Raw genomic sequence first — 24,829 nt, 5'->3', positions numbered from 1 at the left:
TCCCGCATGCCGACGCATGAAGTGTTCAATCAGGTCCCGAACCTGGTGCCGTTCGACAACTCTCGCAATCCCGCTCTGCTGGAGGGCCTGCACCGCGAGGGCGCGGGCTGGGCCGAGAGCGAAGTGCGCACCCTGGGCGCGCTCGCCGGTGGTGCGCGGGCGCAGGAGTGGGGCAGGCTGGCCAACGACCATCCGCCGGTGCTGCGGACCCACGATCGCTACGGCCACCGCATCGACGAGGTCGAATTCCACCCGCACTGGCACGATTTGATGCGGGTCGCGGTCGAGCACGGGCTGCACGGCTCCCCGTGGCAGGACCCGCGTCCCGGCGCGCACGTGGCGCGCGCGGCCAAGTTCTACACCTGGGGCATCGCCGACGCGGGCCACATGTGCCCGATCTCCATGACCTACGCGGTGATTCCCGCACTGCGGCACAATCCCGAACTGGCCGCGACGTTCGAACCGCTGCTAGCCTCGCGCGTGTACGACTACGGGCTGCGCGATCCCGCGTCCAAAGCCGGTCTGATCGCGGGCATGTCGATGACCGAGAAGCAGGGCGGCTCCGACGTGCGGGCCAACACCACCGTGGCCACGCCGCAGGCCGACGGCACCTACCGGGTCGTGGGCCACAAATGGTTCACCTCCGCGCCCATGTCGGACATGTTCCTGACCCTGGCCCAGGCGCCCGGCGGTCTGTCCTGTTTCCTGCTGCCGCGTGTGCTGCCGGACGGGTCGCTCAATGCCCTTCGCCTGCAACGTCTCAAGGACAAGCTCGGCAACAAGTCCAACGCCTCCTCGGAGATCGAGTACGAGAACGCGGTGGGCTGGCTGGTCGGCGCGGAGGGCGCGGGCGTGAAGACCATCATCGAGATGGTCAATATGACTCGCCTGGACTGCGTCATCGGCTCGGCCACCGGCATGCGCGCCGGCCTGGTGCACGCTGTGCACCACGCCCGGCATCGAAAGGCGTTCGGGGCCAACCTGATCGACCAGCCCGCCATGCGCAACGTGCTGGCCGACCTGGTGATCGAATCAGATGCCGCGACCACCGTCATGATGCGCCTGGCCGGTGCGACCGACCGGGCCGCGACCGATCCGGCGGAGGCGAATCTGCGCCGCATCGCCCTGGCGGTCACCAAGTACTGGGTGTGCAAGCGCGCACCCGTGCACGCCGCCGAGGCCCTGGAATGCCTGGGCGGCAACGGATATGTCGAGGAATCGGGCATGCCGCGGCTGTACCGCGAGGCTCCGCTCATGTCTATCTGGGAGGGGTCGGGGAACGTGGCGGCCCTGGACGCGCTGCGCGCCATGGGGCGCCAGCCCGAGACCGTCGAGGCGTACTTCAACGAGGTGTCGCTGGCGCGCGGCGCGAACGCGCACCTGGACAACGCCATCGACCGCATCGGCAAGGAACTCACCGATCTGGCCGATATCGAGTTCCGCGCCCGGCGCGTGGTCGAGCTGATGGCGCTGGTGCTGCAGGGCGCGCAGCTGGTGCGGCACGGACACCAGGCTGTCGCGGATGCCTTCTGCGCCACGCGGTTCGGCGGCGACTGGGGTATCGCGTTCGGCACCCTGCCCGCGGGGGTCGACACCGGCGCGATTCTCGAACGCGCCTTCGTCGACTGAGATCGGGCCCGCGCCGTGGATCAACCCATGGGCGGCAGGCCCTCGGCCGCGAGGGTTTCCCGCAGCACGCGAATGGCCTTGGGTCCCACACCGTGCAGTGCCAGCAGCTCCTTCTCCGATACGCCGGAGAACTGTTCGAGGCGGGTGTAGCCGGCCAGTGCGAAGGCGCTGGTCGCCGGGTTGCCGATCCCGCGCGGCAGATTCGAGTCGGTCATCAGCGCAGCTTAGCCCGATCGACTGGCAGGCCAATCTGTAACGTGTTCTACTTCTGGGGTATTCGCACGCGAACCGCAGGGGGTTGACGTTGAGCGCCGTACAGGGCCCATTGGCGGGCATTCGGGTCGTCGAGATCGCGAGCATCGGACCCGGCCCGCACGCCGGCATGCTGCTCGCCGACCTCGGTGCGGACGTGGTGCGGGTCCAGCGCCGCGGCGACCGTTCCGGGCTGGGGCCCATGCGGGCGCAACTGCGCGGGCGCACGCTGGTCGAGGCCGACTTCAAGAATCCGCAGGACGTGGCGGACGTGCTCGATCTGCTCGATCGCGCCGACGTCCTGATCGAGGGCTTCCGCCCGGGCGTGGCCGAACGGCTCGGTCTGGGACCCGATGTGGTGACCGACCGTAATCCGCGCCTGGTGTACGGCCGGATGACCGGCTGGGGTCAGCAGGGGCCGCGCGCGCAGCAGGCCGGGCACGACATCAACTACATCGGGCTCACCGGCGTGCTCAACGGCATCGGGCGCAAGGGTGAGCGGCCCGTCCCGCCCATCAATCTGCTGGGCGACTACGGCGGCGGCTCGGTCTTCCTGGTGGTCGGCATCCTGTCGGCGTTGCTCGAGCGTCAGCGCTCGGGCCGGGGGCAGGTGGTCGACGCGGCGATGGTCGACGGCGTACTGGCCCTGGCGCATTCGATCTGGAGTCTGCACCAGGGCGGCCACTGGTCGCAGGAGCGCGGAACCAACCTGCTGGACACCGGAATGGCCTGGTACGACACCTACCGGACCGCCGACGACCGGCACCTCGCCGTGGGCGCCTTCGAGCCGCAGTTCTACGCCGAACTGCTGCGGGTGCTCGAACTGGACCCGGAATCGCTGCCGCCGCAGATGGATCCGGACGGGCAGGAGGAGTTGCGCAAGGTCTTCACCGAGAAGTTCGCGAGCCGGACCCAGGCGCAGTGGTGCGAACTGTTCGACGGCGTCGACGCCTGCGTCACCCCCGTGCGCACCTTCACCGAGGCCGCCGCGGACCCGCATCTCGCCGCCCGCGGCACCCTGCTCGACCTGGACGGCATGACCCAGCCCGCCCCCGCCCCGCGCTTCTCCCGGACCCCGCCCCCGGTCCCCGCGCCCGCGCCCACGGCGATGACCGCGCTCGGCGAGGTGTGGCGGTAGGACGGGTGGGATGCCGACCCCGGTGGCGCGCTTCATATTCCGGGGTGGGCCGCCCCGGTGCGATCCAGGACACGCTTCCCAGCCGGGCACTGCGGTAATAGCGTTGACGCATGCCTCGTACAACGACGTACAGCCAGTGGATCGCACTCCCGCCGCAGCGGCTCTGGGCGGTGCTCGGCGACCCGGCCCGCTGGCCCGAATGGAATCCGGCCGTCACCTCGGTGCGGATGCACGCCGCCCCGGGCGTCGGGGTGACCGGTGACTACCTGCCGCGGGGGCGCGCGACCGAGGCGATACACGGGCGGTTCGCGAAGCCCTTCACGCTCGCGACCTTCGTGCCGGATCGCGATATCACCATCGAGCAGCCCGAACCCGCCGGCGTCATGCGGCTGCGCTGGACGCTGACCCCGCGGGACGGCGGCACCGAGCTGCGCCAGCGGCTCACCTTCACCGGACTCACCGCGCCGATCGCCCGCAAAGTGGTCGGCGAACTGCTCCAGGCCGACGCGCACACCGGCTTCGCGCGGCTGGCGCGGCTGGCCGGGCTCGAACCGGCCGCCGACGCGCTCACCGTCGTGATCGCCGGTGGCACCGGCGCATTGGGCCGAAGCCTGGCCGCCGATCTCACCTGCCGGGGGCAGCGGGTTCGCATCCTGACCCGCCGCGCGAACCCGGAACTGCCGTACGAGCAGTACGAATGGGACGGCCGCACGGTCGGTGAATGGGTTGCCGCGCTGCGGAATTCGGGACCGACCGCCGTGGTCAACCTGGCGGGCAAGCTCGTCGACGTGCGGCCCACCCCGCGCAATATCGCCGAACTGCGCGACAGCCGTGTCGATTCCACCCGGGCGCTGGTGACCGCGGCCAAGGGTCTCGATCGGCCGATCGACCACTGGGTGCAGGCGAGCACCACTGCGATCTGGTCCGACGCGGGCGAAATCCGCTGCACCGAAACGACCCCGCTGCCGCAGCCGGGCCTGCCGCAGATGACCGGCGTCGCCGAACCGTGGGAGCGGGCCTTCGAGGGGGCCAACGCCGCGCACTCGACCATCCTGCGCACCTCGATTGTCCTGGATCCCGACGCGCCCGCGCTGCGCATGCTGGTCCGGCTGGCCACGCTCGGCCTGGGCGGCAGCGTCGGCTCGGGACGGCAGTGGTTCAGCTGGATCCATCGCGACGACTGGCTCGCGATCGTGCGTGCCGCCCTGGGCCTGGACCCCCGGGTGACCCTCCCCGGCGGAATCGTGGTGGCCGCCACCGACTTCCCGGTCCGCAACCGGGAACTCATGACCACCCTGCGCCGCCAGGTTCGCCGCCCCTGGTCCCCGCCCACCCCCGCCCCGGCGCTGACCCTCGGCGCGGTGTTCCTGCGCAGCGATCCCGCCCTCGGCCTCACCGGCCGCCACGCCACCTCGGAGGTCCTGCGACAGGCCGGATTCCGCTTCCGCTTCCCAACCCTCGACGAGGCACTCACCGACCTGCTGCCGACCCGCTCGACACGGTGACCCGGCGCGCCGATTCCGCCACGGCCGCCGCGCCGCCGGTCGGCCCCGGTCCGCAACGTCGCCGGTCCGCCGCCCCTCCACGTCCCCACCCGGTAACGGACTCACCTCCGGCCATAGCCTCGGCGCACCCTCGTTAGACGGCGTCACGGAATGTTGTGCCGACCGTCGTCAGTAATAGTGCTCGCAGCGGTCGGTGCAAAACTGTTCTGTGCCTAAGTGATACAGATGATGTGGGCATGGTCTCGACGTGGTGCATGGTCGCCGAGTGGTTCTCGGTCGCCGCGCCGAGAGCGTCGTCGGCGACTGTGCCCGCTTCGTGCGGGGCGCAAATCGTCCGCTCCCGGCGGAACGGATTATGTGTCAGTGCAATTCGAGGCGGGCCAGGTCCTTGCGGCCGGCCACGCCCAGTTTGCGGAACGAGCGGGACAGGTGGTGGCCGACCGTTTTCGGGCTCACGTACAGGAGTGCGGCGATCTCCCGGTTGGTCGCGCCGGCGGCCGCCAGGCGGGCCACCTGGAGCTCCTGCGGGGTGAGTTGCGCGGTTGGGTCGGGTTGCGGGGCGGGGAGCGTGCCGACCCCGGCGGCGCGCAGTTCGTTGCGGGTTCGCGTGGTCCAGGGGTCCGCGCCCAGGCGTTCGAAAGTCCTTAGGGCGTCCTGTAATTCGGCTCGGGCCTCGGTTGTGCGGCGCTCGCGGCGCAGCCACTCCCCGTAGAGCAGGCCGGTGCGAGCACGGTCGAAGGGGCGGCACTGGGCGGCGTGCGACTCCAGCGCCCGAGCGAACGCGGCGGGGTCGTCGTCCAGGAGCGCGGTGGCGCGCAGGAGCAGTGCTTCGGCCCAGGGCGTTTCGAGGGCCTCGGCCCACAGTCGCAGTTCCGCGAGCGGTTGGACGGCGCGCTCCCGCTGATCCAGGCGCACCGCCGCTTCCACTCGGTCCGCGAGCACGGGCAGCCACTGCGCGTGGCGGGCGGTCGGAATCGCGCCCAGGGCCTCCATGCGGTCCAGCGCCCGGGCGTAGTGGCCCGCACCCATATCCGCCAAGGCGCGCGCCCAGTCGACATGCGCGCGGTGGAACGGACTGAATTCGCCGCCCGCGGCTCCCCGCGCAGCCCCCGCCGGGCCGTCGACGGCCATGCCGCGCACCGCGGCCAGCAGCGCCAAGTTGGAATCGGCATGCACGATGCGGACCGGCTGACCGATGTGCTGGGCGATCCGCCTGCCCTCGGTGGTGAGCAGCTCCGCCTCCCGGAAGTGCCCGAGCATGAATTCGACAGTGCCCTGCCACAATTCGGCCAGAGCCAGCCAGCCGAGCAGGCCCCGCACCCGGCAGCCCTCGGCGAGGTCGGCCAGAATCTCCCGGGTGGTGTCGAGATCGCCGACGATCAGGGTCTGCGTCGCGAGCACGAACCGGACCTGTGGCGAATGATGCCGAACATCCTGCGGCGCGGCCGCATTGCCGCGGATCAGGCGGATACCCGCCGCCAGATCCGCGCCGTAGAGCGCGAGGATGCCGTCGTAGTACCGCAGGAATCGATCGCGATCCGGGCTCGGCGCGAGACCTGCCAGCACCGTGCGCGAATCCCGAAACGCGTCGAGATCACCCAGAAACCAAGCCATTCGGCCCGCGTCGAACAGCATCGCCGCCGCCAGCGCCGGATCCATGGCCGCCGCCTCCGTCGCGCCGGCGTGCAGCAGCCGGTGCGCGATCACCGGGGAGCCGTGCTCGAACTCGATGTGCGCCAGTACTCCCGCCAGCCGGGCCCGATGCGCCGGGCTGCGCGTCGACTCCCGGGCCTGCCGGGCCAGCAGGCACGCGCGGGTGAATTGTCCAGCGTCGGCGGCATTCTCGACCGCGTGCACCAGGCGGCGCGTCCGCTGCGCCGGATCCGGGGTGAGCCGGGCCGCCCGCTCCCACGCGGTCGCCGCCGCGCCGTGGCCGGTCCGCCCGCGAGCACTCTCGGCGGTGACCTCCAGAGCCGCCGCGACGGTTTCGTCCGGTCCGGTCGCGGCGGCGGCGCGATGCCAGACCGCCCGCTCGGGTTCCGCCGCCAACGCGACCGCCAGCGCGCCGTGCACGGTGACCCGCTCGGCGGCCGTGGCCGAGCGGTAGGCCGCCGCACGGATCAGCGGATGCCGGAAGCGCACCGAACGAGCGGTGACCGCCAGCATTCCCGTTCCTTCGGCCGCCGCCAGAGCATTTGCGCCCGAACCGAGTTCACGCAGTGTCCCGAGGATCACCCCGAGATCGCCACCGTGCTCGGCGGCCGCCACCACCAGCGCGAAGCGGGTGCTCTCCGGCAATCGCGCGATCTGACCGCCGAAGCCGGACTGCAGCCTTTCGGACAACGCCATCGGACCCACCGGCGGTGACTCGGTGTTCATGCCGGGCAATTCCAGCAGGGCCAGCGGATTGCCGGCCGATTCGGCGATCACACGCTCGCGAATTTCCAGGGCCAGATCAGGATTTCGCGCCGCGAGCAGGGCTCGGGCCGCGTCGGCGTCCAGCGGAGGCAGCGTCAGCACCGGGACACCCGGGGCCTCGAATTCCGGCCGTCCCGCGAAAAGCATGACGACACCGTCGCTTCCGAGCCGCCGCGCGGCGAACAGCAGCGCGTCCACGGACGGCCGGTCCACCCACTGGGCATCATCGACCGAGCACAGTACGGGCCCCCGGACCGCCGCCTCGGCCAGCAACGACAGCACCGCGAGCCCGACCAGAAATCGCTCCGGCGGATCCGCCGGATCCGAACTCAGCGCCGAACTCAGCGCCGTCCGCTGCGGGGCGGGCAACACCGAAATGTGCTCCCGCACCGGCTCCAGCAGCCGCCGCAATCCGGAGAACGCGATCTCACCTCCGCTCTGCACGCCGGTGACCCGCAGCACCCGCCACCGCACGGCACGCACCGGCGCGGATTCCGATCCCGGTGCAGCCGAGAAGGATTCGCCCGTGCGGACCCAGATCGCGGTCTGTGCCAACAGCGCGGACTTGCCCTCACCCGCGCCCGCGATCACCGCCAGCGCCCCGCTGCGCCCCTCCGCGCCCGCCACCAGCAGGCCCCGGATCACACGCTCCGCATCACTCCGTCCGTACAGCATCGAGTCCACCTCCGGGTAGGAACCGGGCACGCGGGCCCGGACGGCATTCGTCCAACGAATGGAAGTCCGAAGCGCCCGCGTCCCATACCCGCAAGTCGCGACGGAACCGAACACAAATCCAGGACCGGGCGGGGACGGGCGTGATTCCGTACCGCACCGGGAATCCACCGCTGGACACCGGGGCGCAGATTCGATCCGGGGCGCGCTGCCGAAGACCACGCCCGCGAGCAGCGGTACGAAGACCAGCGGGAGTGCGGCGGTCACGGAGCGGTGACCACCACACGCGCCGGGTCGAGGATCCGGTCCGCCCGCGGACGGCGCGCATGCCCCGGTACATGACTCGGTACTCAGGCCAGGGACAGCCGGGCGAGTTCGACGCGGTTGCTCACACCCAGCTTGGGGAAGGCTCGGTACAGGTGGTGACCGACCGTCTTGGGGCTGAGGAACAGCTGGGCCGCGATCTCCTTGTTCGTCGCTCCGGCGGCGGCCAGCCGGGTCACCTGCAACTCCTGGGGAGTGAGCAGCGCGGCGAGATCGTCACCGCGTTCCGGGGCCGCGTCCGCGCCGGCGGCGCGCAATTCGACGCGGGCGTGCTCGGCCCACGGGGCCGCGCCCAGCTGCTCGAACGTGTGCAACGCGGCGCGCAGGTGGGTGCGGGCCTCCTGCATGCGGCGCTCGCGGCGCAGCCATTCGCCGTAGAGCAGCGCGGTGCGCGCGTGGTCGTACCGGCGATCGGCCTCGGCGTGCAGTTTCAGGGCGCGGTCGAAGCTCGCACCGTTGCCCGCCACCAGCGATTGGCAGCGCAGCAGCAGCCCTTCGGCCCAGGGGGTATCCAAAGCGGCTGCCCAGTCCTCGATTTCGGCCAGCGCACGGTCCGCTCGTTCGGGGCGGCGCGCCCGGACGGCGGCCTCGATCAGATCGGCGAGCAGGTCGATCCAGTGCCCGCGGGCCCGGGCGGGCCCGTGGTACAGCGCCTCGAAGCGCGCCAGCGACCGGTCGTGCCTGCCCAGGCCGAGATCCAGCAGTGCCAGCGCCCATTCGCAGTGCGTGACGTCGAGGACGTTGACATCCCCGGGGGCACTGCGCAGATTCCGCTCCGCGAGCTCCCGGCAGCGGTCCTGCTCACCACGCCGGGCCGCGAGCATCGCCAGGATCGACTCGGCCCCGGCGACCCGTGCGGGTTGCCCGATATCGGTGGCGATGCGCAGGGCGGCCGTGGCGGTCGATTCGGCATCGCGCAGCCTGCCCATGATGAGCTCGGCGTTGGCGAGAGTGCAGGCCACGAACGGAAACCAGCCGATCATCCCGCGCTCGCGCACCAGTGCGATCAGCTCGCGGAGGTTCTCGTGGGCACGGTCCATGTCGCCGATGAGCGCGGACTGCAGCGCGAAAGGCAAACGCAGAGAAATCATCTCGATCGGCACCGTGCCGCCGAAGGCGACATTCTCGCGGATCAGCCCGATGCCGAGCCGCAGCTCACCGGTGAGCAGCGCGACCCCGCCGCGCAGGGCCGATCGCGGGGTGCGGACGGTGTCGGCAGGGAGAGCCGACAGCCGATCGTGCGCATCGTGAACGCCCGCGATATCACCCGCGTTCCAAGCGATTCGGCCCGCCTCCACCAGATGCCAGGCCGCGCGCTCCGGGTCGATCGTCGCAACCTGGTCCGCGGCCTCGAGGGTGAGCTGATGCGCACGGCGCAGCGAGCCGAACTCGAACTCGATCAGCGCCCGGACCGCGAGCACCCGGGCCCGCTGCACGGCGTCGAGCGGCGCGTGCGCGGCGGCCTCGGCCACGCGTAGCGCGCGGTCGGTGTGCCCCGCCTCCATGGCGGTCTCCGCCGCGAGCGTCAACCGGCGGGCCCGGTCCACCGGATCCGGGGTCAGCTGTGCCGCCCGTTCCAGCGCCGCCGCCGCCGACGCGTGCCCGATGCGCTCGCGGGCTCGTTCGGCCGCCGATTCCAGTGCGGCGGCCACGGTTTCGTCCGGTCCGGTGCCGGCCGCGGCCAGATGCCAGGCGCTGCGCGCGAGGTCCGGCGCCAGCGCCGCGGCCAGGGCGGCGTGCACGGCGAGCCGATCGGTGAAACCCGCGCCGTGATAGGCGGCCGAGCGCTGCAGGGGATGGCGGAAGCGTGCGGACCGCCCGGAGACGGTGACCATCCCCGACCGCTCGGCGGCGGCCAGCGCCGCCGCGCCGAATCCCAAAGTCGCCAAGGCACGCAACACCACCTCGAGCTCGCCGGTCTCCTCCGCGGCCACGACCAGCAGTGCCGCCCGGGCCTCGGCGGTCTGCTCCGCGATCTGCCGCTCGTACCCGGACCGCAGACGCTGGGGCAGCGGCAACGGGCCGGCGGAATCCATATCCATCGCCGGGAATTCCACGAGCGCCAGTGGGTTTCCGGCCGCCTCGCGCAGCACCCGGGCGCGCCGCTCCGCCGCGAGCCCGGGCCAGCGTTCGGTCAGCAGCTCGGCCGCCGCCGGTGGATCCAGCGGCCCCAGCCGTAGTTCCGGCAGCGGGCCGAGATCGATGCCCGAGCGCGCGCCGACGATCATGACCACGCCCTCGGACCCGAGTCGACGTGCCACGAAACGCAATACGTCCGCCGACGGCCGGTCCAGCCACTGGGCGTCGTCGATCAGGCACAGCACCGATCCGTCCGCCGACAGTTCGGCCAGCAGCGTCAGCGTGGCGATGCCGACGAGGAAGCGGTCCGCGCCGTCCGGGACGCACAGGCCGAGGGCGCCCGCCAGCGCACGACGCTGCGGTTCGGGCAGTGCGTCCAGCCGATCCAGGGCGGCGCCGAGCAGCAGATGCAAACCCGCGAAGGGCAATTCGGATTCGCTCTCCACCCCGGCGCAGCGCAGCACGCGCCATCCGGCGGCCTGCCGCGCGGTGTGGTCCAGCAGCGCGGACTTGCCCGTGCCGGCGTCGGCGGTGATGACGAGCGCGCCGCTGTGTCCCTGCTCGGCGGCCGCGAGCAGCGTTCGTATCTGCCGCACTTCGGGGGAACGACCGTACAGCACATGCGACAACCTATGCACCGCGGCGGAATTCGGCAAAGTTTTGCGAACATTCGTATTCGCAAAACTTCGCGAGCCGGTACGCCGAGCTCGGGGTTGTCGAAACGCGGGCGTCGAACATCACAGGCCCGGCCGATCGCGCGGGATCGGCCGGGCCTGTGATCGTCGGCGCGGTGCGCCGAGGTCAGTGCGCGCGCTCGGCGCGGTACCAGCGAATCAGCGCGTCGGTCGAGGAATCCGACTGCGGTGCGGGCTCTTCCGCGCTCGTCAACAGCGGTTCCACGGCCAGGGCCTGCGCCTTGCCGAGCTCCACGCCCCACTGATCGAAGCTGTCGATGCCCCAGACCGCGCCCTCCACGAACACCTGGTGCTCGTACAGCGCGATGAGCTGCCCGAGCACCGAAGGCGTGAGCTGCGGGGCCAGGACGGTGGTCGAGGGCCGGTTGCCGGGCATGACCTTGTGCGGCACCAGATTCGGCGGCGTGCCCTCGGCCGCGATCTCCTCGGCCGTCTTGCCGAACGCCAGCACCTTGGTCTGGGCGATCAGGTTGCTGAACAGGATGTCGTGCATGCTGCCGGTGCCGTCTAGGGTGGGCAGATCGTCGGTGGGCCGGGCGAATCCGATGAAATCCGCCGGCACCAGATGCGTACCCTGATGCAGCAGTTGATAGAACGCGTGCTGGCCGTTGGTTCCCGGCTCGCCCCAGAAGATCTCGCCGGTGCCGCTGGTGACCGGGGTTCCGTCCAGGTGGACGGACTTGCCGTTGGACTCCATGGTCAACTGCTGCAGATAGGCCGGAAACCGGGCCAGGTCATTGGAATAGGGCAGCACCGCGCGCGACTGCGCGCCGAAGAAGTTCGTGTACCAGATCCCGAGCAGCCCGAGCAGCACCGGCGCGTTCTCGCTCAGCGGCGCGGTCGCGAAATGCTCGTCCACGCGGTGCATGCCGTCCAGGAACTCGGCGAAGCGCTCCTTGCCGATGACCGTCATGACCGACAACCCGATGGCGGAATCGACCGAGTAGCGGCCGCCGACCCAGTCCCAGAAGCCGAACATGTTGGCGGTGTCGATGCCGAACTCGGCCACCCGCTGGGCGTGGGTGGAGACCGCGACGAAATGCTTTGCCACCGCCTCCTCACCGAGCGCGGCCACCAGCCAGCGCCGGGCCGCGGTGGCATTGGTCAGGGTCTCCAGCGTGGAGAAGGTCTTGGACGCGACGATGAACAGCGTGGTCGCCGGATCCAGCCCCGCCAGCTTCGAAACCAGGTCCGCCGGATCGACATTGGAGACGAAGCGCGCCGAGATGCCCGCGTCGGCATAGTGGCGCAGGGCCAGGTAGACCATGGCCGGGCCCAGATCCGAGCCGCCGATGCCGATGTTCACCACCGTGGCGATGCGCTCGCCGGTCGCGCCGCGCCACCGCCCCGAACGCACCGCGTCGGTGAATTCGCCCATGCGCCCGAGGACTTCGTGCACCTGCGCGCCGGCGTTCTCGCCGTCGATCTCGATGTCCTGCCCGGCGGGCACGCGCAGCGCCACGTGGCCGACGGCGCGGTCCTCCGAGACGTTGATGTGCTCGCCCGCGAACATGGCGTCCCGGTGCGCGGCCACCCCGGCCGTCTCGGCCAATTCGACCAGCAGATCCAGGGTCTCGCGCGTGACGCGGTGTTTGGAGTAGTCGATGCGCAGGTCGGCCACCTGCACGGTCAGCTCGCGACCGCGCTCGGGATCCTCGGCGAAGATGTCCCTGAGGTGACGGGCCGCGATGGACGCATGATGATCGTGCAGTTTCCGCCAGGCCGCCGATGCGGCGATGTCGCTGCTCACGTCCGCCGAGATTACAACCCGCCACTGCTACGCGCAGGTAACCCTGGACGAAGCGCGGCCGCGGCGACGTGCGGAACCCGGGGGCGGGCGCGGGACGCACGGGGGTGCGAAGTCGTCCGGGGCCTCCCATCAGCGGTGCGGGCGCGCCTAGGCTGGTTCGCATGGTGTCGACGCGCGAACTACTCGAATCCATTCCGACCGGGCTCTGGATAGGGGGATCCGTGCCGGCCACCGGGGGCGGCACCTTCCCGGTGCGCGACCCCGCCACCGGCGACACCCTGGTCGAGATCGCCGACGCCACGCCCGAGGACGCGACCCGCGCGCTCGACGCGGCCGTCGCGGTCCAGGCCGAGTGGGCCGCCACCCCCGCTCGCGACCGCGGGGAGATCCTGCGCGCGGTGTTCGAGGCCATCACCGCCCGCGCGGAGGATTTCGCGCTGCTGATGACCCTCGAAATGGGCAAGGCACTGCCCGAGAGCCGCAACGAGGTCCGCTACGGCGCGGAGTTCTTCCGCTGGTTCAGCGAAGAGGCCACCCGGGTGCACGGCCGGTACCAGTCCGCGCCCGGCGGCGTCGGGCGCATTCTCGTGCACAAGCAGCCGGTCGGACCCTGCCTGGCCATCACACCCTGGAACTTCCCGCTCGCCATGGGCACCCGCAAGATCGGCCCGGCGCTGGCGGCCGGCTGCACGATGATCGTCAAGCCGGCGGGGGAGACCCCGCTCACCATGCTGCTGCTGGCGCAGCTGTGTGCCGAGGCCGGGCTGCCCGCGGGCGTGCTGTCGGTCATCACGACCAGTCGTTCCGGTGCCGTCACCGCGCCGCTGCTGAACGATCCGCGCCTGCGCAAGCTCACCTTCACCGGGTCCACCCCGGTCGGTAAGAAGCTCGTGGAGCAGTCCGCGCACGGTCTGCTGCGCACCTCGATGGAACTCGGCGGCAACGCGCCCTTCGTGGTGTTCGACGACGCCGACATCGACGCCGCGGTCAAGAACGCGGTACTGGCCAAGCTGCGCAACGGCGGTGAGGCCTGCACCGCCGCCAATCGCTTCCACGTGCAGAACTCCGTGCGCGCGGAGTTCACCCGAAAGCTGGTGGCGGCCATGGCCGAATACCGGCTCGGGCCGGGCACCGACCCGGACACCACCCTGGGCCCGCTCATCAACGAGGAACAACTGGAGACCGTCACCGAACTGGTGGACGACGCCGTAGCCGCCGGCGCCCGAGTCGAATTGGGCGGCAAGGCGCCCGGCGGTCCCGGCTGGTTCTACCCCGCTACCGTGCTCACCGACCTACCGCCGCAGGCTCGCATCCTGCGCGAGGAGGTCTTCGGCCCGGTCGCCCCGATCGTCGGGTTCGACACCGAGGAAGAGGGTCTGGCGGCCGCGAACAACACCGAATTCGGCCTGGTCGCATACGTTTTCACCCAGAATCTGGACCGGGCGCTGCGCATCGCGGAGGGGCTGGAGACCGGCATGGTCGGGGTGAACCGCGGCGTGATCTCCGATCCGGCCGCGCCCTTCGGCGGGGTCAAGGAGTCCGGCTTCGGTCGTGAGGGCGGTTTCGAAGGCATCGAGGAGTACCTGAACACCAAGTACATCGCCCTGCCCTGAGCGGGGGTGATCCACCCGGAAATGAAGAACCGCCCCGGGGTAAGACACCCGGGGCGGCCTCTGGAAAGCGTTACCCGTTCGCACGAGCGCCGCGTGGTCTGTGCGGTAACCGTCGTCCGGCACCGAACGTTGTATCGGTTCCCGCCCTACCGCGCGTTACCACCCATCGAAAAAAAGTCGCCGACGTGTGATTCGGCTACCGCCCGCCCCCGCCCCGAAGTTCGCGGCCCGCCCGGTTCTGGACTGAGTGGAGCGGGGGAGCGAAGCGGAGGAGCGGAGGGAGGGAAGAACCGGGCCAAAGGGGCCGCGAACCCGCCGTAGCGGAGCGGAGGCAGATATTGCGGAGGCAGAAAATTCAGTGGCCCAGGCGGCCGCGGCCGAGGCGGAGCAGGAGCATGGCCAGGGTGTGGCCCTCCTGGCCCAGCTCGCTGAAGCGCTCGAGAACTTTCATTTCGCGCGAGTGCACCAGCTTGGGCCCGCCGTTGGCCATGCGGGTGCGGCCGATGATGCGCGAGACTTCGGTGCGGCGTTTGATGGCGGCCAGGATCTCGGCGTCGAGTTTGTCGATTTCCTTGCGCAGCTTGTCGATCTCCGCCTCGGAGGGCAGGGTCCCGGTCGCCTCGAGGTCCTCGGGCAACGCCGCAGCGGGCAGGACGGACTCCGCCCCGGTAGCAGGCTCGGATTGTCCCGTCGTCGAGATGCTCATACTTCACTCCTCGTGGTCCAGAACGTCGATCGGTGGGCGGCCCCGACCCGTTACCGATCGGTCCTACAACCAAAAACTCAGACTTGTGGGCCTCTATTGTCCCCCCGGCGGCGGGCTCAGTCGCGGGCTGTCACCTGGGCGCCGGTCATTGGCCAGTCTGCCATGTGCCAGGTACAAACCAAAACAGGTTCATTTGTGAATCTGCTGAGTGTTTGTGGGGTTTGTGGGGCTGCCCACCACACCCCGCGTAGCGGGTGGACCGGCACTTATCGGACACCTCGGACGCCGGGCTGTTCACCTGTCGGTGCCCGCCGGTAGCGTGGATGGGCGATGAAGACGACGGTGGCACAGGACGAGCAGAAGACCGAGCAGTTGCTCGAAGGGCTGAACCCACAACAGCGCGCCGCGGTGACGCACACCGGCTCCCCGTTGCTGATCGTGGCGGGCGCCGGATCCGGAAAAACGGCCGTTCTGACCCGCCGCATCGCCTATCTGCTCGCCGGCGGCGCGCGGCCCGGCGAAATCCTGGCGATCACCTTCACCAACAAGGCCGCCGCCGAGATGCGCGAACGCGTCGGCGGGCTCGTCGGCCCGCGCGCGGCCGGCATGTGGGTGTCCACCTTCCACTCCAGCTGCGTCCGCATCCTGCGCACCCAGGCCGGGTTGGTCGGCGGGCTCAACTCCAACTTCTCGATCTACGACGCCGACGACTCGCGGCGGCTGCTCGCCATGGTCAGCCGCGATTTCGAGATCGACGCCAAGAAGTACACGCCGCGCCTGCTGGCCACCGCCATCTCCAACCTCAAGAACGAGCTCATCGACCCGGACCGGGCCGAGGCCGACGCCGCGACCGACGACACCGAGCTGCCCAAACTCGTCGCCCGCGTCTACGGCGAGTACCAGCGCCGGCTGCGCGCGGCCAACGCCCTGGACTTCGACGATCTCATCGGCGAGACGGTCACCCTGCTGCAGCGGCACCCGCAGGTGGCCGAGTACTACCGGCGGCGCTTCCGGCACATCATGGTCGACGAGTACCAGGACACCAACCACGCGCAGTACGTGCTGGTGCGCGAGCTGGTCGGGTACCACCTGCCCAAGGACTCCGAGGACCGCGTACCGCCCAGCGAGCTGGTGGTGGTGGGTGACGCGGATCAGTCCATCTACGCCTTCCGCGGCGCGACCATCCGCAATATCGAGGAGTTCGAGCGCGATTTCCCCGATGCGGAAACCATTCTGCTGGAACAGAACTACCGCTCCACCCAGCACATCCTGACCGCCGCCAACGCGGTGATCGCGCGCAACGAGAACCGGCGCGAGAAGAAGCTGTGGACCGATCAGGGCGACGGCGACCTGATCGTCGGATACGTCGCGGACAACGAGCACGACGAGGCCTCGTTCGTGGCCCGCGAGATCGACCGGCTGGTCGACTCCGGCGACGCCAACTACAACGACGTCGCGGTCTTCTACCGCACCAACAACAACTCCCGCGCGCTGGAAGAGATCTTCATCCGCATGGGGCTGCCCTACAAGGTCGTCGGCGGCGTGCGGTTCTACGAGCGCAAGGAGGTCCGCGACATCGTGGCCTACCTGCGCGTGCTGGAGAACCCGGACGACGCGGTGAGCCTGCGCCGCGTCCTCAACACGCCCCGCCGCGGCATCGGCGACCGCGCCGAGGCCTGCGTGGCCGTGCACGCCGAGCAGCGCGGCATCGGTTTCGCCCAGGCCCTGCGCGACGCCGCGGACAACAAGGTGGCCCTGCTCAACACCCGTGCCCAGCGCGCGATCGCGGGCTTCCTGGATCTGCTGGACGAGATTCGCGCCGCGGGCGTGCAGGAGAACCTCGACTTCCCCGACGTCGGCAATGTCGTGCAGGCCGTGCTCGACCGCACCGGATACCGCGCCGAACTCGAGGCGTCCGACGATCCGCAGGACGGCGCGCGGCTGGACAACCTGCACGAATTGGTCAGCGTCGCCCGCGAATTCAGCTCCGAGGCGCGCAACAGTGTCGAAGCCTCCATCGCCGAGGGCATCATCCTCGAACCCGCCGAGGGCGAACCGGAACCGGGCTCGCTGGCCGCGTTCCTGGAACGGGTCTCCCTCGTCGCGGACAGCGATCAGATCCCGGACGAGGGCACCGGCGTGGTCACCATGATGACCCTGCACACCGCCAAGGGCCTGGAGTTCCCGGTCGTCTTCGTGACCGGCTGGGAGGACGGCCAGTTCCCGCACATGCGCGCCCTGGGCGACCCCGCCGAACTCGCCGAGGAACGCCGCCTGGCGTACGTCGGCATCACCCGCGCCCGCCAGCGCCTGTACCTCTCGCGCGCGGTCATCCGCTCGGGCTGGGGTCAGCCCGTCTCGAACCCGCAATCCCGCTTCCTGGACGAGATTCCGCAGCACCTCATGGACTGGCAGCGCCTCGAGCCCACCGCCGCGCAGTCCCGCGGCCTGCGCCGCCGCGAGGAGAGCTCGGGCTTCGACCGCGACTGGACCAGCCGGGAGAACTGGAACGAGCCCCGCCCCGGCATCCGCGGCGATCGCCGACCGTCCCCGTCGAGCACGCCCGCGGGCAAGCGCAACAACACCGGCCTGGTGCTGGCCGTCGGCGACCGCGTCACCGACGACAAGTACGGCATGGGCAAGGTGGTCGCCGCCGAAGGCTTCGGCTCCCTGGCCACGGTGACGATCGACTTCGGCACCTCCGGCAAGGTCCGCCTGATCCCCCAGTACAGCCGCACGATCACCAAGCTCTGACCGGTCCGGCTCCCCGAACACGAGAATCGCCCACCCGATCGGATCGGGTGGGCGATTCTCGCAGTGCTCTTGTTCCTCAGTCCCTCTGGACGCCGAGCGAGATGCCGCGGGAGGCGAGCCAGGGGAGGGGGTCGATCTTGTCGGAGCCGTTGAGCCAGACCTCGAAGTGGCAGTGCGGGCCGGTGGAGAACCCGCGATTGCCGATCGTGGCGATCTGATCGCCGGCCATGACGCGCTGGCCCTGGGAGACGGTGGCGGTGTCGATGTGGCCGTAGATGGTCACGGTGCCGTCGTCGTGCAGGAGGCGGACCCACATGCCGAAACCCGAAGCGGGACCGGCCTCGAGGACCGTGCCGTCGGCCACCGCGTAGAGCGGGGTGCCGATCGGGGCGGCCACGTCGACGCCGGTGTGCTGCACACCCCAGCGGCTGCCGAAGCCGGAGGTGTAATTGCCCGCCGCGAAGAACTTGGCGAAGATCGGGCGCAGCTTGGCGGCCTCGGCCTCGGCCAGATCCGCGGCGTACTGCGCACCCTTGGCGAGAATGTCGTTGAACTGATTCAGGTCGGCGGGCGATCCGGCGCCGAGCACCTGGGGGGAACCGCTGGCGGCCTCGATCACGCCGCCGTCCAGGGTCTCGTTGGAGGAGACCTCCCGAACCTGCGCGGCCGCTTGGTAATCCACGGTGTCGGCGACGGGGGTGGTCACCGACTCCATGCCGGCCTGACCCGCGGCCACGACCGCACCGGCGGCCACGGCCACCACGGCGGCACGGCCCTTGAGCGCGGCGGGCGGGGCGGGCAGGCGATGCGCGCCGGCCGCGCGGCGGCGGCCACCGGCGCGGGTGGGCCGGGCAGCGGCGGAATCATCCTCGGACTCTTGCTGATCGACGCGCGCGCCGTCACCGGAGAATTCGAGGCGGGCACCGGAGGCGGTGCGGAAGCTGTAGACCGGGCGGTGTTCACCGGAGGGGGCCGGGTCGGCGTCGTCCCAAGTGCCGTGTCCCTGTGCGCCCCAGTCATTCGCGTCGGGGGCGTTCCAGCCGTCGGCGGTCGCACCGCCGTGCCAGTCGGAATTCTGCTCGTCCCAGGCGGGCTGCTCGGCGGCGCCGGAGTTCCACGCGGACTGCTCGTTCCACGCCGCGGCGTTCTCCCAGCGCGGCTGCGCGTTCCAATCGGACTGGGCGGCCTGCCAATCGGGCTGTGGCTGCCGAGCGGCGGCCTCGCCCCAACTCTCGGCGGCGTTCCAGGCGTCGGCGCCCGCGTTCCAGTCGTTCGCACCGGCGTTCCAGTCTCCGGCGGGGGCGGCCCAGGACTCCCTGGATCCCCAATCACCGTGCGAGACCTGCGTGTTCGCGGGCTGCGGAGCTTCGAAGGCGTTGTCGCTGTCGTCGCGGTATCGATGGCCGTGTTTGGCCCGATGTCGCGTGGCGAAGGAATCGGCGCTCATCGGCGCTGGTCCGGGATGTGCCGCGATGCTGACGGAGTGCCTGCGGAGCGGAGCTCTACCTGCGGAGCGTTGTGCTTCGTCAAGCCTGCCGTCCTCCTGTCGTGACCGGGTTGTGACATCGACCGCATCGACGGTAACGAAACGATTGCGGGTCAGCAAGCGATGGACATGGTTCGACGCACCGGTGTGACATTCATCACTCTAGAGGCCGGAATTTCCTCACTGTGCTCGGGGTAACCCAGTGAGCCATCGTCACTACGTTTTGTAGTAGCCGATACCGGTCTCCGGGATTCGCGGGTCCTACCTGGCGGACCGTCAACAAGCTACCGGCGAGTAGCAATTTCGTGCGGTTTTGCGGGAGCGGAGACAGCACCGTGACCTGCGCCACTTAGGCTGTATGCGGCTGATTTCGGCTCCGTTCGACTGATTAGAGTCCGACCCGACCCACTGGCCTCGAGCGATCTGCAAGCAGTCGCTAGGGCCGACCGCGGGACGCCAACACAGACGTTGTCACCACAACGCAGACGAGACGGTGAGTACATGGATCTCTTCGAATATCAGGCGAAGGAACTCTTCGTGAAGCACGGAGTGCCTTCGTCGGAGGGCCGCGTCGCGGACACGGCCGAGGAAGCGCGTGCGATCGCCGAAGAAATCGGCAAGCCGGTCATGATCAAGTCCCAGGTCAAGGTCGGCGGCCGCGGCAAGGCCGGTGGCGTGAAGTACGCCGCCACCGCCGACGACGCGTTCACTCACGCGACCAACATCCTGGGCCTGGACATCAAGGGTCACATCACCAAGAAGGTCCTGGTCGCCGAGGCCAAGGACATCGCGGAGGAGTACTACATCTCCTTCCTGCTCGATCGTTCCAACCGCAGCTACCTGGCCATGTGCTCGGTCGAGGGCGGCATGGAGATCGAAGAGGTCGCGGCCAACACCCCCGATCGTCTGGCCAAGGTCGCCGTCGACGCCGTCAAGGGTGTCGACCTGGCCTTCGCCCGTTCCATCGCCGAGCAGGGCCACCTGCCCGCCGACGTGCTCGACGCCGCGGCCGTGACCATCCAGAAGCTGTGGGAGGTCTTCATCGGTGAAGACGCCACCCTGGTCGAGGTCAACCCGCTGGTGCGCACCCCCGACAACGAGATCCTGGCCCTGGACGGCAAGGTCACCCTCGACGAGAACGCCGAGTTCCGCCACGCGGACCACGCGGCCTTCGCCGACATCGAGGCCACCGACCCGCTCGAGCTCAAGGCCAAGGAGAACGACCTCAACTACGTCAAGCTCGACGGTGAGGTCGGCATCATCGGCAACGGCGCCGGTCTGGTCATGTCGACCCTGGACGTGGTCGCGTACGCCGGTGAGAACCACAACGGCGTGAAGCCGGCCAACTTCCTCGACATCGGTGGCGGCGCCTCGGCTGCCGTCATGGCCGCCGGTCTCGACGTCATCCTGGGCGACGCCCAGGTCAAGTCCGTGTTCGTGAACGTCTTCGGCGGCATCACCGCCTGTGACGCGGTCGCGAACGGCATCGTGGGCGCGCTGGAGACCCTGGGCGCCGAGGCCAACAAGCCGCTGGTCGTCCGTCTCGACGGCAACAAGGTCGAGGAGGGTCGCAAGATCCTCGCCGACTTCAACCACCCCCTGGTCACCCTCGCCCAGACCATGGACGAAGGCGCCGACAAGGCCGCCGAGCTGGCTGCGGCCAAGTAAGGACACGAACCAACATGTCTATCTTCCTGAACAAGGACAACAAGGTCATCGTCCAGGGCATCACCGGCGGCGAGGGCACCAAGCACACCGCGCTGATGCTGAAGGCGGGCACCAACGTCGTCGGCGGCGTCAACGCCCGCAAGGCCGGCACCACCGTGTCGCACGTGGACAAGGACGGCAACGCCGTCGAGCTGCCGGTCTTCGCGACCGTCGCCGAGGCCATGGAGAAGACCGGGGCCGACACCTCGATCGCCTTCGTGCCGCCCGCCTTCTCCAAGGACGCCATCATCGAGGCCATCGACGCGGAGATCCCGCTGCTCGTGGTCATCACCGAGGGCATCCCCGTGCAGGACTCCGCGTACGCGTGGGCCTACAACGTGGAGAAGGGCACCAAGACCCGCATCATCGGCCCGAACTGCCCCGGCATCATCACCCCGGGTGAGTCGCTGGTCGGCATCACCCCGGCCACCATCGCGGGCAAGGGCCCGATCGGCCTGGTCTCCAAGTCCGGCACCCTGACCTACCAGATGATGTTCGAGCTGCGGGACTTCGGTTTCTCCACCGCCATCGGCATCGGCGGCGACCCGGTCATCGGCACCACCCACATCGACGCCATCGAGGCGTTCGAGAAGGATCCCGAGACCAAGCTCATCGTCATGATCGGCGAGATCGGCGGCGACGCCGAAGAGCGTGCGGCGGCCTACATCCAGGCCAACGTCACCAAGCCGGTCGTCGGCTACGTCGCGGGCTTCACCGCTCCCGAGGGCAAGACCATGGGCCACGCCGGCGCCATCGTCTCCGACGGCGCGGGCACCGCGCAGGGCAAGAAGGAGGCCCTCGAGGCCGCCGGCGTCAAGGTCGGCAAGACGCCGTCCGAGACCGCCGCCCTGGCGCGCGAAATCCTGGAGAAGGCTTCCATCACCGCCTGATCCCCGGATCGCACGAAGGCCGCCTTCCCCGTACGGGGAAGGCGGCCTTCGCCGTTCGGGCGGGCCGGGTTCGCCGCGGAAAATTCGGATATTGCGGGCGGGCCGCGCGGCACTACGTGATGACCCTCGTCGTCGAGTGCAGTAGCGTCGGTAGGAGTTCGTGAACGACTCGATAGGAGCGACGACATGTCATACCCGACCGGGGGCTCGGGATACAACGGGCCCGCGCCGACGCCTTCCAACGCACCCGGCTACGGCTCGCAGCCCACGGGCGGTCCCGCAGCAGGGTCGAGTACGACGGCGGCTTCGGCCAAGGGCCTGCCTTTCTTCCTGACCGTGGGCGTCATCGCCCTCGGCGCCATCAACTTCCTGCTCGGCCTGCTGGATTTCGCGAAGGTGGACAAGTCCGCTCTCGCCGACTCCAGTGAGAACGACGCCTTCGGTGGCGGTCTGCTCAGCGCCGGCGGCTCGGCGCCGGTGGCGCTGCTGCTGCTGGCCGCGGTCATCGCCGGATTCTCGTTGCTGCCCAAGCAGACCAAGCAGACCGGCATCGTCGCCGCCGTGTCGGTGACCGGTTTCCTGACGCTGCTGTTCCAGGTGTTCACGCTGTCGAGCTTCCTGGATCCGGCCGGCGCCGCCTGGGCACTGCTCGTGCTGGCGCTGGTGCAGGCGGCCGTGGCCGTGCTCGCGCTGCTCTTCGAGCTCGGCGTGATCAAGCCGCCGGCCCCGAAACCGGCTGCGCCGCAGGGCTTCGGCGGTCAGCCCGGCTTCGGTCAGGGTGGCGGCTACGGTCAGCAGGGTTACGGTCAGCAGCCGGGCCAGCAGAGCTACGGCCAGCAGCCGGGTCAGCAGTTCGGCCAGCCCGCCCAGCAGGGTCAGCAGCCGGGCTACGGCACCGGCCCGCAGTACCAGCAGCAGGGGTACAGCCAGCAGCCCGCCGGATACGGCACCGGTTCGCAGCCGACCTACGGGCAGCCGCCGGCCTACGGCCAGCAGCCGGGTCAGCAGAGCTACGGCCAGCCGGGCCAGCAGTTCGGCCAGCCCGCGGGCAGCGCCGACGCCACCCAGCACTTCGGCGGCGCGAATCCCCGTCCGGCGCAGCCCTTCGGCGGCGAGCAGAACGCCGATCCGGCCGCGGACGCCACCCGCGCGTTCCGCCCGGGCCAGGACGACAAGTAGTCCGCTGGGAATTAGTACGCACAACGGCCCCCGGGGAAACCCGGGGGCCGTTGCCGTTTCGGCCAGGGGGAGTCTCGCGATGCGATTCCCGCGCCCGTCGGGCCGATCAGGAGTCGCGTCGCCCGGGCTGATCGGACGCAACCCGATGGAAGTGTCCGGCCGGGTGGACGAGGGCTGCACGTGGCCGACCCGAACAGGGCGTCGACGAGACCGGGGCGCAGCCCGCGCGCGGCGTGTCCGGCTTGTTCGTGATCCGGGTTGGTTGTCGCCGGTCAGGCCCCGGCCGGGCGGGCGTGACCCGGGCCGTCGGGGCGGGTGGCGCCGGGGCGCGGGGGACCGTGTGTGGGGACTCGCCGGGGGCGAACCACTCGGCGCGCCTGAGTGTTCAGCGTGTCCGAAGCTGCCACGCTGGTTTTCCATGAGTGCTCCGAGAACTACCCTGGCTCGGGTGACCGATGAGGATGTGCGGGCTGTGCCGCGTGGTTCGGTCCGGCCGGGTGGGGGTTTCGGGGGCGGGTTCGGCTCGCTGACCCCGGAACGGGCCAGGGTGCTGTTGATCGTCGCGACCCGCGCCTCGAGCGTGACGCTGCTGATCATCTTCGGGCTGGTGTTCGGGACGCTGGCGGCCGCGGGCAGCGGCTACTCGGGGGCCTCGGGCGCCATCGCCGCGAGCTGGCTCGCGGTGCATCAGGTTCCCCTGACGATCGGCAAGACCGCGATCGGGCTGTGGCCGCTGCTGCCGACCGGATTCCTGCTGTGGCTGGCCGCGCGCGACTGCGCGAGCGCCGCCGAGCAGTACGCCGGTTCGGACGATCGCGACGAGAATCGGTGTACCCCGGTCGATCTGGCCTGGATCGCCGGCGCCGCTGTCGGCGGGCCGCTACTGATCACCGCGATCTGCCTGGCGGTGGCCGACGACGCGGCGGCCGTGGTGCCGCTGCAACCGCCGAACACCCTGTCCGCCTTCGGCTGGGTGATCGGCCTGCACCTGCTGGCCGTGCTGTTCGGGGTGGGCGCGCGGCACTGGCGCGATTTCGCGGAGTTGGCCCCGATTCCGGTGCCGCCCTGGGTGGTTCCGGGCGTGCTCGCGGGCTTCCGCGCGGCGTGGCGGCTGGCGGCGGTGGCGGGGGTGATCGCGCTGGTCTCGTTCCTCGTGCACTTCTCCTCGATCGGCGACACCTACGCCACGGCCGGAAACTTCGTGGGCGTACTGGGTTTGACGCTGTTGTCGCTGGCGTATCTGCCCAACGCGATCATCGACACGGTCAGCGTGCTGCTGGGCGGTCAGCTCACCATCGGCCCGGGTTCACTGAGCCTGTTCGGCATCGAAGGTGCGCCGGTTCCGGCGGTGCCGCTGGCCGCGGCCGTGCCGACGGGGCCGGCGGCGGGCTGGTGGTTCGCACTGCTGCTGGCCCCGGCGGCGGTCGCCGTGCTGTGCGGCGTGGATTGTGCTCGCACCAGCGATGATCGGGCCGCCGCGCCCTGGGCCACGCTCACCGCGGCAGGGGTAGTCGCGGCGCTGTTCACCCTGGTGGCGCTGCCCGCGGGCGGCGAGCTGGGTACCTTCGGCCGGCTCGGGCCGAGTACCGGAGTGTCGGCGGCGCTGGCTCTGGCCTGGTTCGCGGCCGGCGGCTACCTGGGACTGTTCGGCGCGCGCTGGTTCGCGGTCCCGGCGGCGAGCGCGGTGGCCGCGGCGGTCTACGACGACTACGACACGGCCGAGTACGACGACGCCGAGTACGAGGACGACTACTACGACGAGTCCGAGTCCGAGTACGACGACGAGGACGACCGGTACGACGACGGCGAGTACTACGACGACGAGTACTACGACGACTACGGGACCGGGCGCGACACCGACGAGATCGACGGCGAACTGGTCGACGAACCGCTCGCGCTCGATATCGAACCCGAGGCCGAATCCGAGGAGAACGCCGACATCGTCGACGCGGAAGTGGTAGAGGGAGACCTGCCGGACAAGTCGTAGGTGGGCGGTCGTTAGGCTCTGGGGTGGCGGTCCCGCCCCCGCCGT

The 24,829-nt window shown here is 70.2% G+C and carries 14 protein-coding genes and 1 pseudogene; 9 read left to right on the top strand and 6 right to left on the bottom strand.

Annotation, left to right across the window (positions count from 1 at the left end; all coding sequences use genetic code 11):
* The first annotated feature begins 6 nt into the window (after nucleotides 1-6).
* A complete protein-coding gene (locus ACFVBH_RS17025) occupies nucleotides 7-1,629 on the top strand; it encodes an acyl-CoA dehydrogenase family protein (RefSeq protein WP_379002368.1) in 1,623 nt (540 codons plus the stop codon).
* Nucleotides 1,630-1,649: 20 nt separating this feature from the next.
* Here ACFVBH_RS17025 and ACFVBH_RS17020 read toward each other — a convergent pair whose 3' ends face one another.
* Nucleotides 1,650-1,844: a hypothetical protein gene (locus ACFVBH_RS17020; RefSeq protein WP_379002366.1), complete on the bottom strand. Its 195-nt coding sequence runs from the start codon at nucleotides 1,842-1,844 to the stop codon at nucleotides 1,650-1,652.
* 83 nt (nucleotides 1,845-1,927) lie between these two features.
* Here ACFVBH_RS17020 and ACFVBH_RS17015 point away from each other — a divergent pair, with 83 nt between their 5' ends.
* A complete protein-coding gene (locus ACFVBH_RS17015) occupies nucleotides 1,928-3,019 on the top strand; it encodes a CaiB/BaiF CoA transferase family protein (protein WP_379002365.1) in 1,092 nt (363 codons plus the stop codon).
* A gap of 110 nt (nucleotides 3,020-3,129) precedes the next feature.
* Nucleotides 3,130-4,524 (top strand): DUF1731 domain-containing protein, encoded by a 1,395-nt coding sequence (locus ACFVBH_RS17010; protein WP_379002363.1) that lies wholly within the window; start codon nucleotides 3,130-3,132, stop codon nucleotides 4,522-4,524.
* Nucleotides 4,525-4,884: 360 nt separating this feature from the next.
* Here the strand turns inward: ACFVBH_RS17010 and ACFVBH_RS17005 are convergent, their stop codons facing one another.
* From ACFVBH_RS17005 to pgi, 3 genes are all read right to left on the bottom strand, one after another.
* Entirely contained in the window at nucleotides 4,885-7,617 is a 2,733-nt protein-coding gene (locus ACFVBH_RS17005; protein ID WP_379002362.1) for a LuxR C-terminal-related transcriptional regulator, read from the bottom strand.
* 347 nt (nucleotides 7,618-7,964) lie between these two features.
* The gene (locus ACFVBH_RS17000) at nucleotides 7,965-10,637 is read right to left on the bottom strand and encodes an AAA family ATPase (RefSeq protein WP_379002361.1); all 2,673 of its coding nucleotides are present in this window, start codon (nucleotides 10,635-10,637) and stop codon (nucleotides 7,965-7,967) included.
* 181 nt (nucleotides 10,638-10,818) lie between these two features.
* Complete coding sequence (gene pgi / locus ACFVBH_RS16995; RefSeq protein WP_379002360.1) at nucleotides 10,819-12,462, bottom strand: glucose-6-phosphate isomerase; 1,644 nt, start codon at nucleotides 12,460-12,462, stop codon at nucleotides 10,819-10,821.
* A gap of 161 nt (nucleotides 12,463-12,623) precedes the next feature.
* On the opposite strand from pgi, the gene ACFVBH_RS16990 reads away from it, so the two are divergent.
* On the top strand, nucleotides 12,624-14,075 hold the full coding sequence (locus ACFVBH_RS16990) for an NAD-dependent succinate-semialdehyde dehydrogenase (protein WP_354985289.1): 1,452 nt from the start codon (nucleotides 12,624-12,626) through the stop codon (nucleotides 14,073-14,075).
* 355 nt (nucleotides 14,076-14,430) lie between these two features.
* On the opposite strand, the gene ACFVBH_RS16985 is transcribed toward ACFVBH_RS16990, so the two are convergent.
* Nucleotides 14,431-14,781: a chorismate mutase gene (locus ACFVBH_RS16985; RefSeq protein ID WP_354985288.1), complete on the bottom strand. Its 351-nt coding sequence runs from the start codon at nucleotides 14,779-14,781 to the stop codon at nucleotides 14,431-14,433.
* Nucleotides 14,782-15,111: 330 nt separating this feature from the next.
* Here ACFVBH_RS16985 and pcrA point away from each other — a divergent pair, with 330 nt between their 5' ends.
* Nucleotides 15,112-17,535 carry a DNA helicase PcrA gene (gene pcrA / locus ACFVBH_RS16980; RefSeq protein ID WP_354985287.1) on the top strand — a complete coding sequence of 808 codons (2,424 nt, stop codon included), beginning with the start codon at nucleotides 15,112-15,114 and terminating at the stop codon, nucleotides 17,533-17,535.
* A gap of 76 nt (nucleotides 17,536-17,611) precedes the next feature.
* On the opposite strand, the pseudogene ACFVBH_RS16975 reads toward pcrA, so the two are convergent.
* Nucleotides 17,612-18,358: pseudogene (locus tag ACFVBH_RS16975) on the bottom strand (M23 family metallopeptidase); the annotation flags it as partial.
* Nucleotides 18,359-19,522: 1,164 nt separating this feature from the next.
* Between ACFVBH_RS16975 and sucC the strand changes: the two are divergent.
* The 4 genes from sucC to ACFVBH_RS16955 all read left to right on the top strand — a co-directional run bounded on the left by sucC (nucleotide 19,523) and on the right by ACFVBH_RS16955 (nucleotide 24,784).
* Nucleotides 19,523-20,689, top strand: a complete 1,167-nt coding sequence (gene sucC, locus ACFVBH_RS16970) for an ADP-forming succinate--CoA ligase subunit beta (RefSeq protein WP_354985285.1) — start codon at nucleotides 19,523-19,525, stop codon at nucleotides 20,687-20,689.
* A gap of 14 nt (nucleotides 20,690-20,703) precedes the next feature.
* On the top strand, nucleotides 20,704-21,618 hold the full coding sequence (sucD, locus tag ACFVBH_RS16965) for a succinate--CoA ligase subunit alpha (protein ID WP_354985284.1): 915 nt from the start codon (nucleotides 20,704-20,706) through the stop codon (nucleotides 21,616-21,618).
* A gap of 186 nt (nucleotides 21,619-21,804) precedes the next feature.
* Entirely contained in the window at nucleotides 21,805-22,797 is a 993-nt protein-coding gene (locus ACFVBH_RS16960; protein WP_354985283.1) for a DUF5336 domain-containing protein, read from the top strand.
* A gap of 448 nt (nucleotides 22,798-23,245) precedes the next feature.
* Nucleotides 23,246-24,784, top strand: coding sequence for a DUF6350 family protein (locus ACFVBH_RS16955; protein ID WP_379002358.1), 1,539 nt, complete (start codon nucleotides 23,246-23,248; stop codon nucleotides 24,782-24,784).
* Nucleotides 24,785-24,829 lie beyond the last annotated feature (45 nt).

This window comes from Nocardia sp. NPDC057668, assembly GCF_042799795.1.
Taxonomy (GTDB): Bacteria; Actinomycetota; Actinomycetes; order Mycobacteriales; family Mycobacteriaceae; genus Nocardia.
Note: the sequence above shows the minus strand (reverse complement) of the source record. Positions and strands in the feature narration are given on the sequence as shown.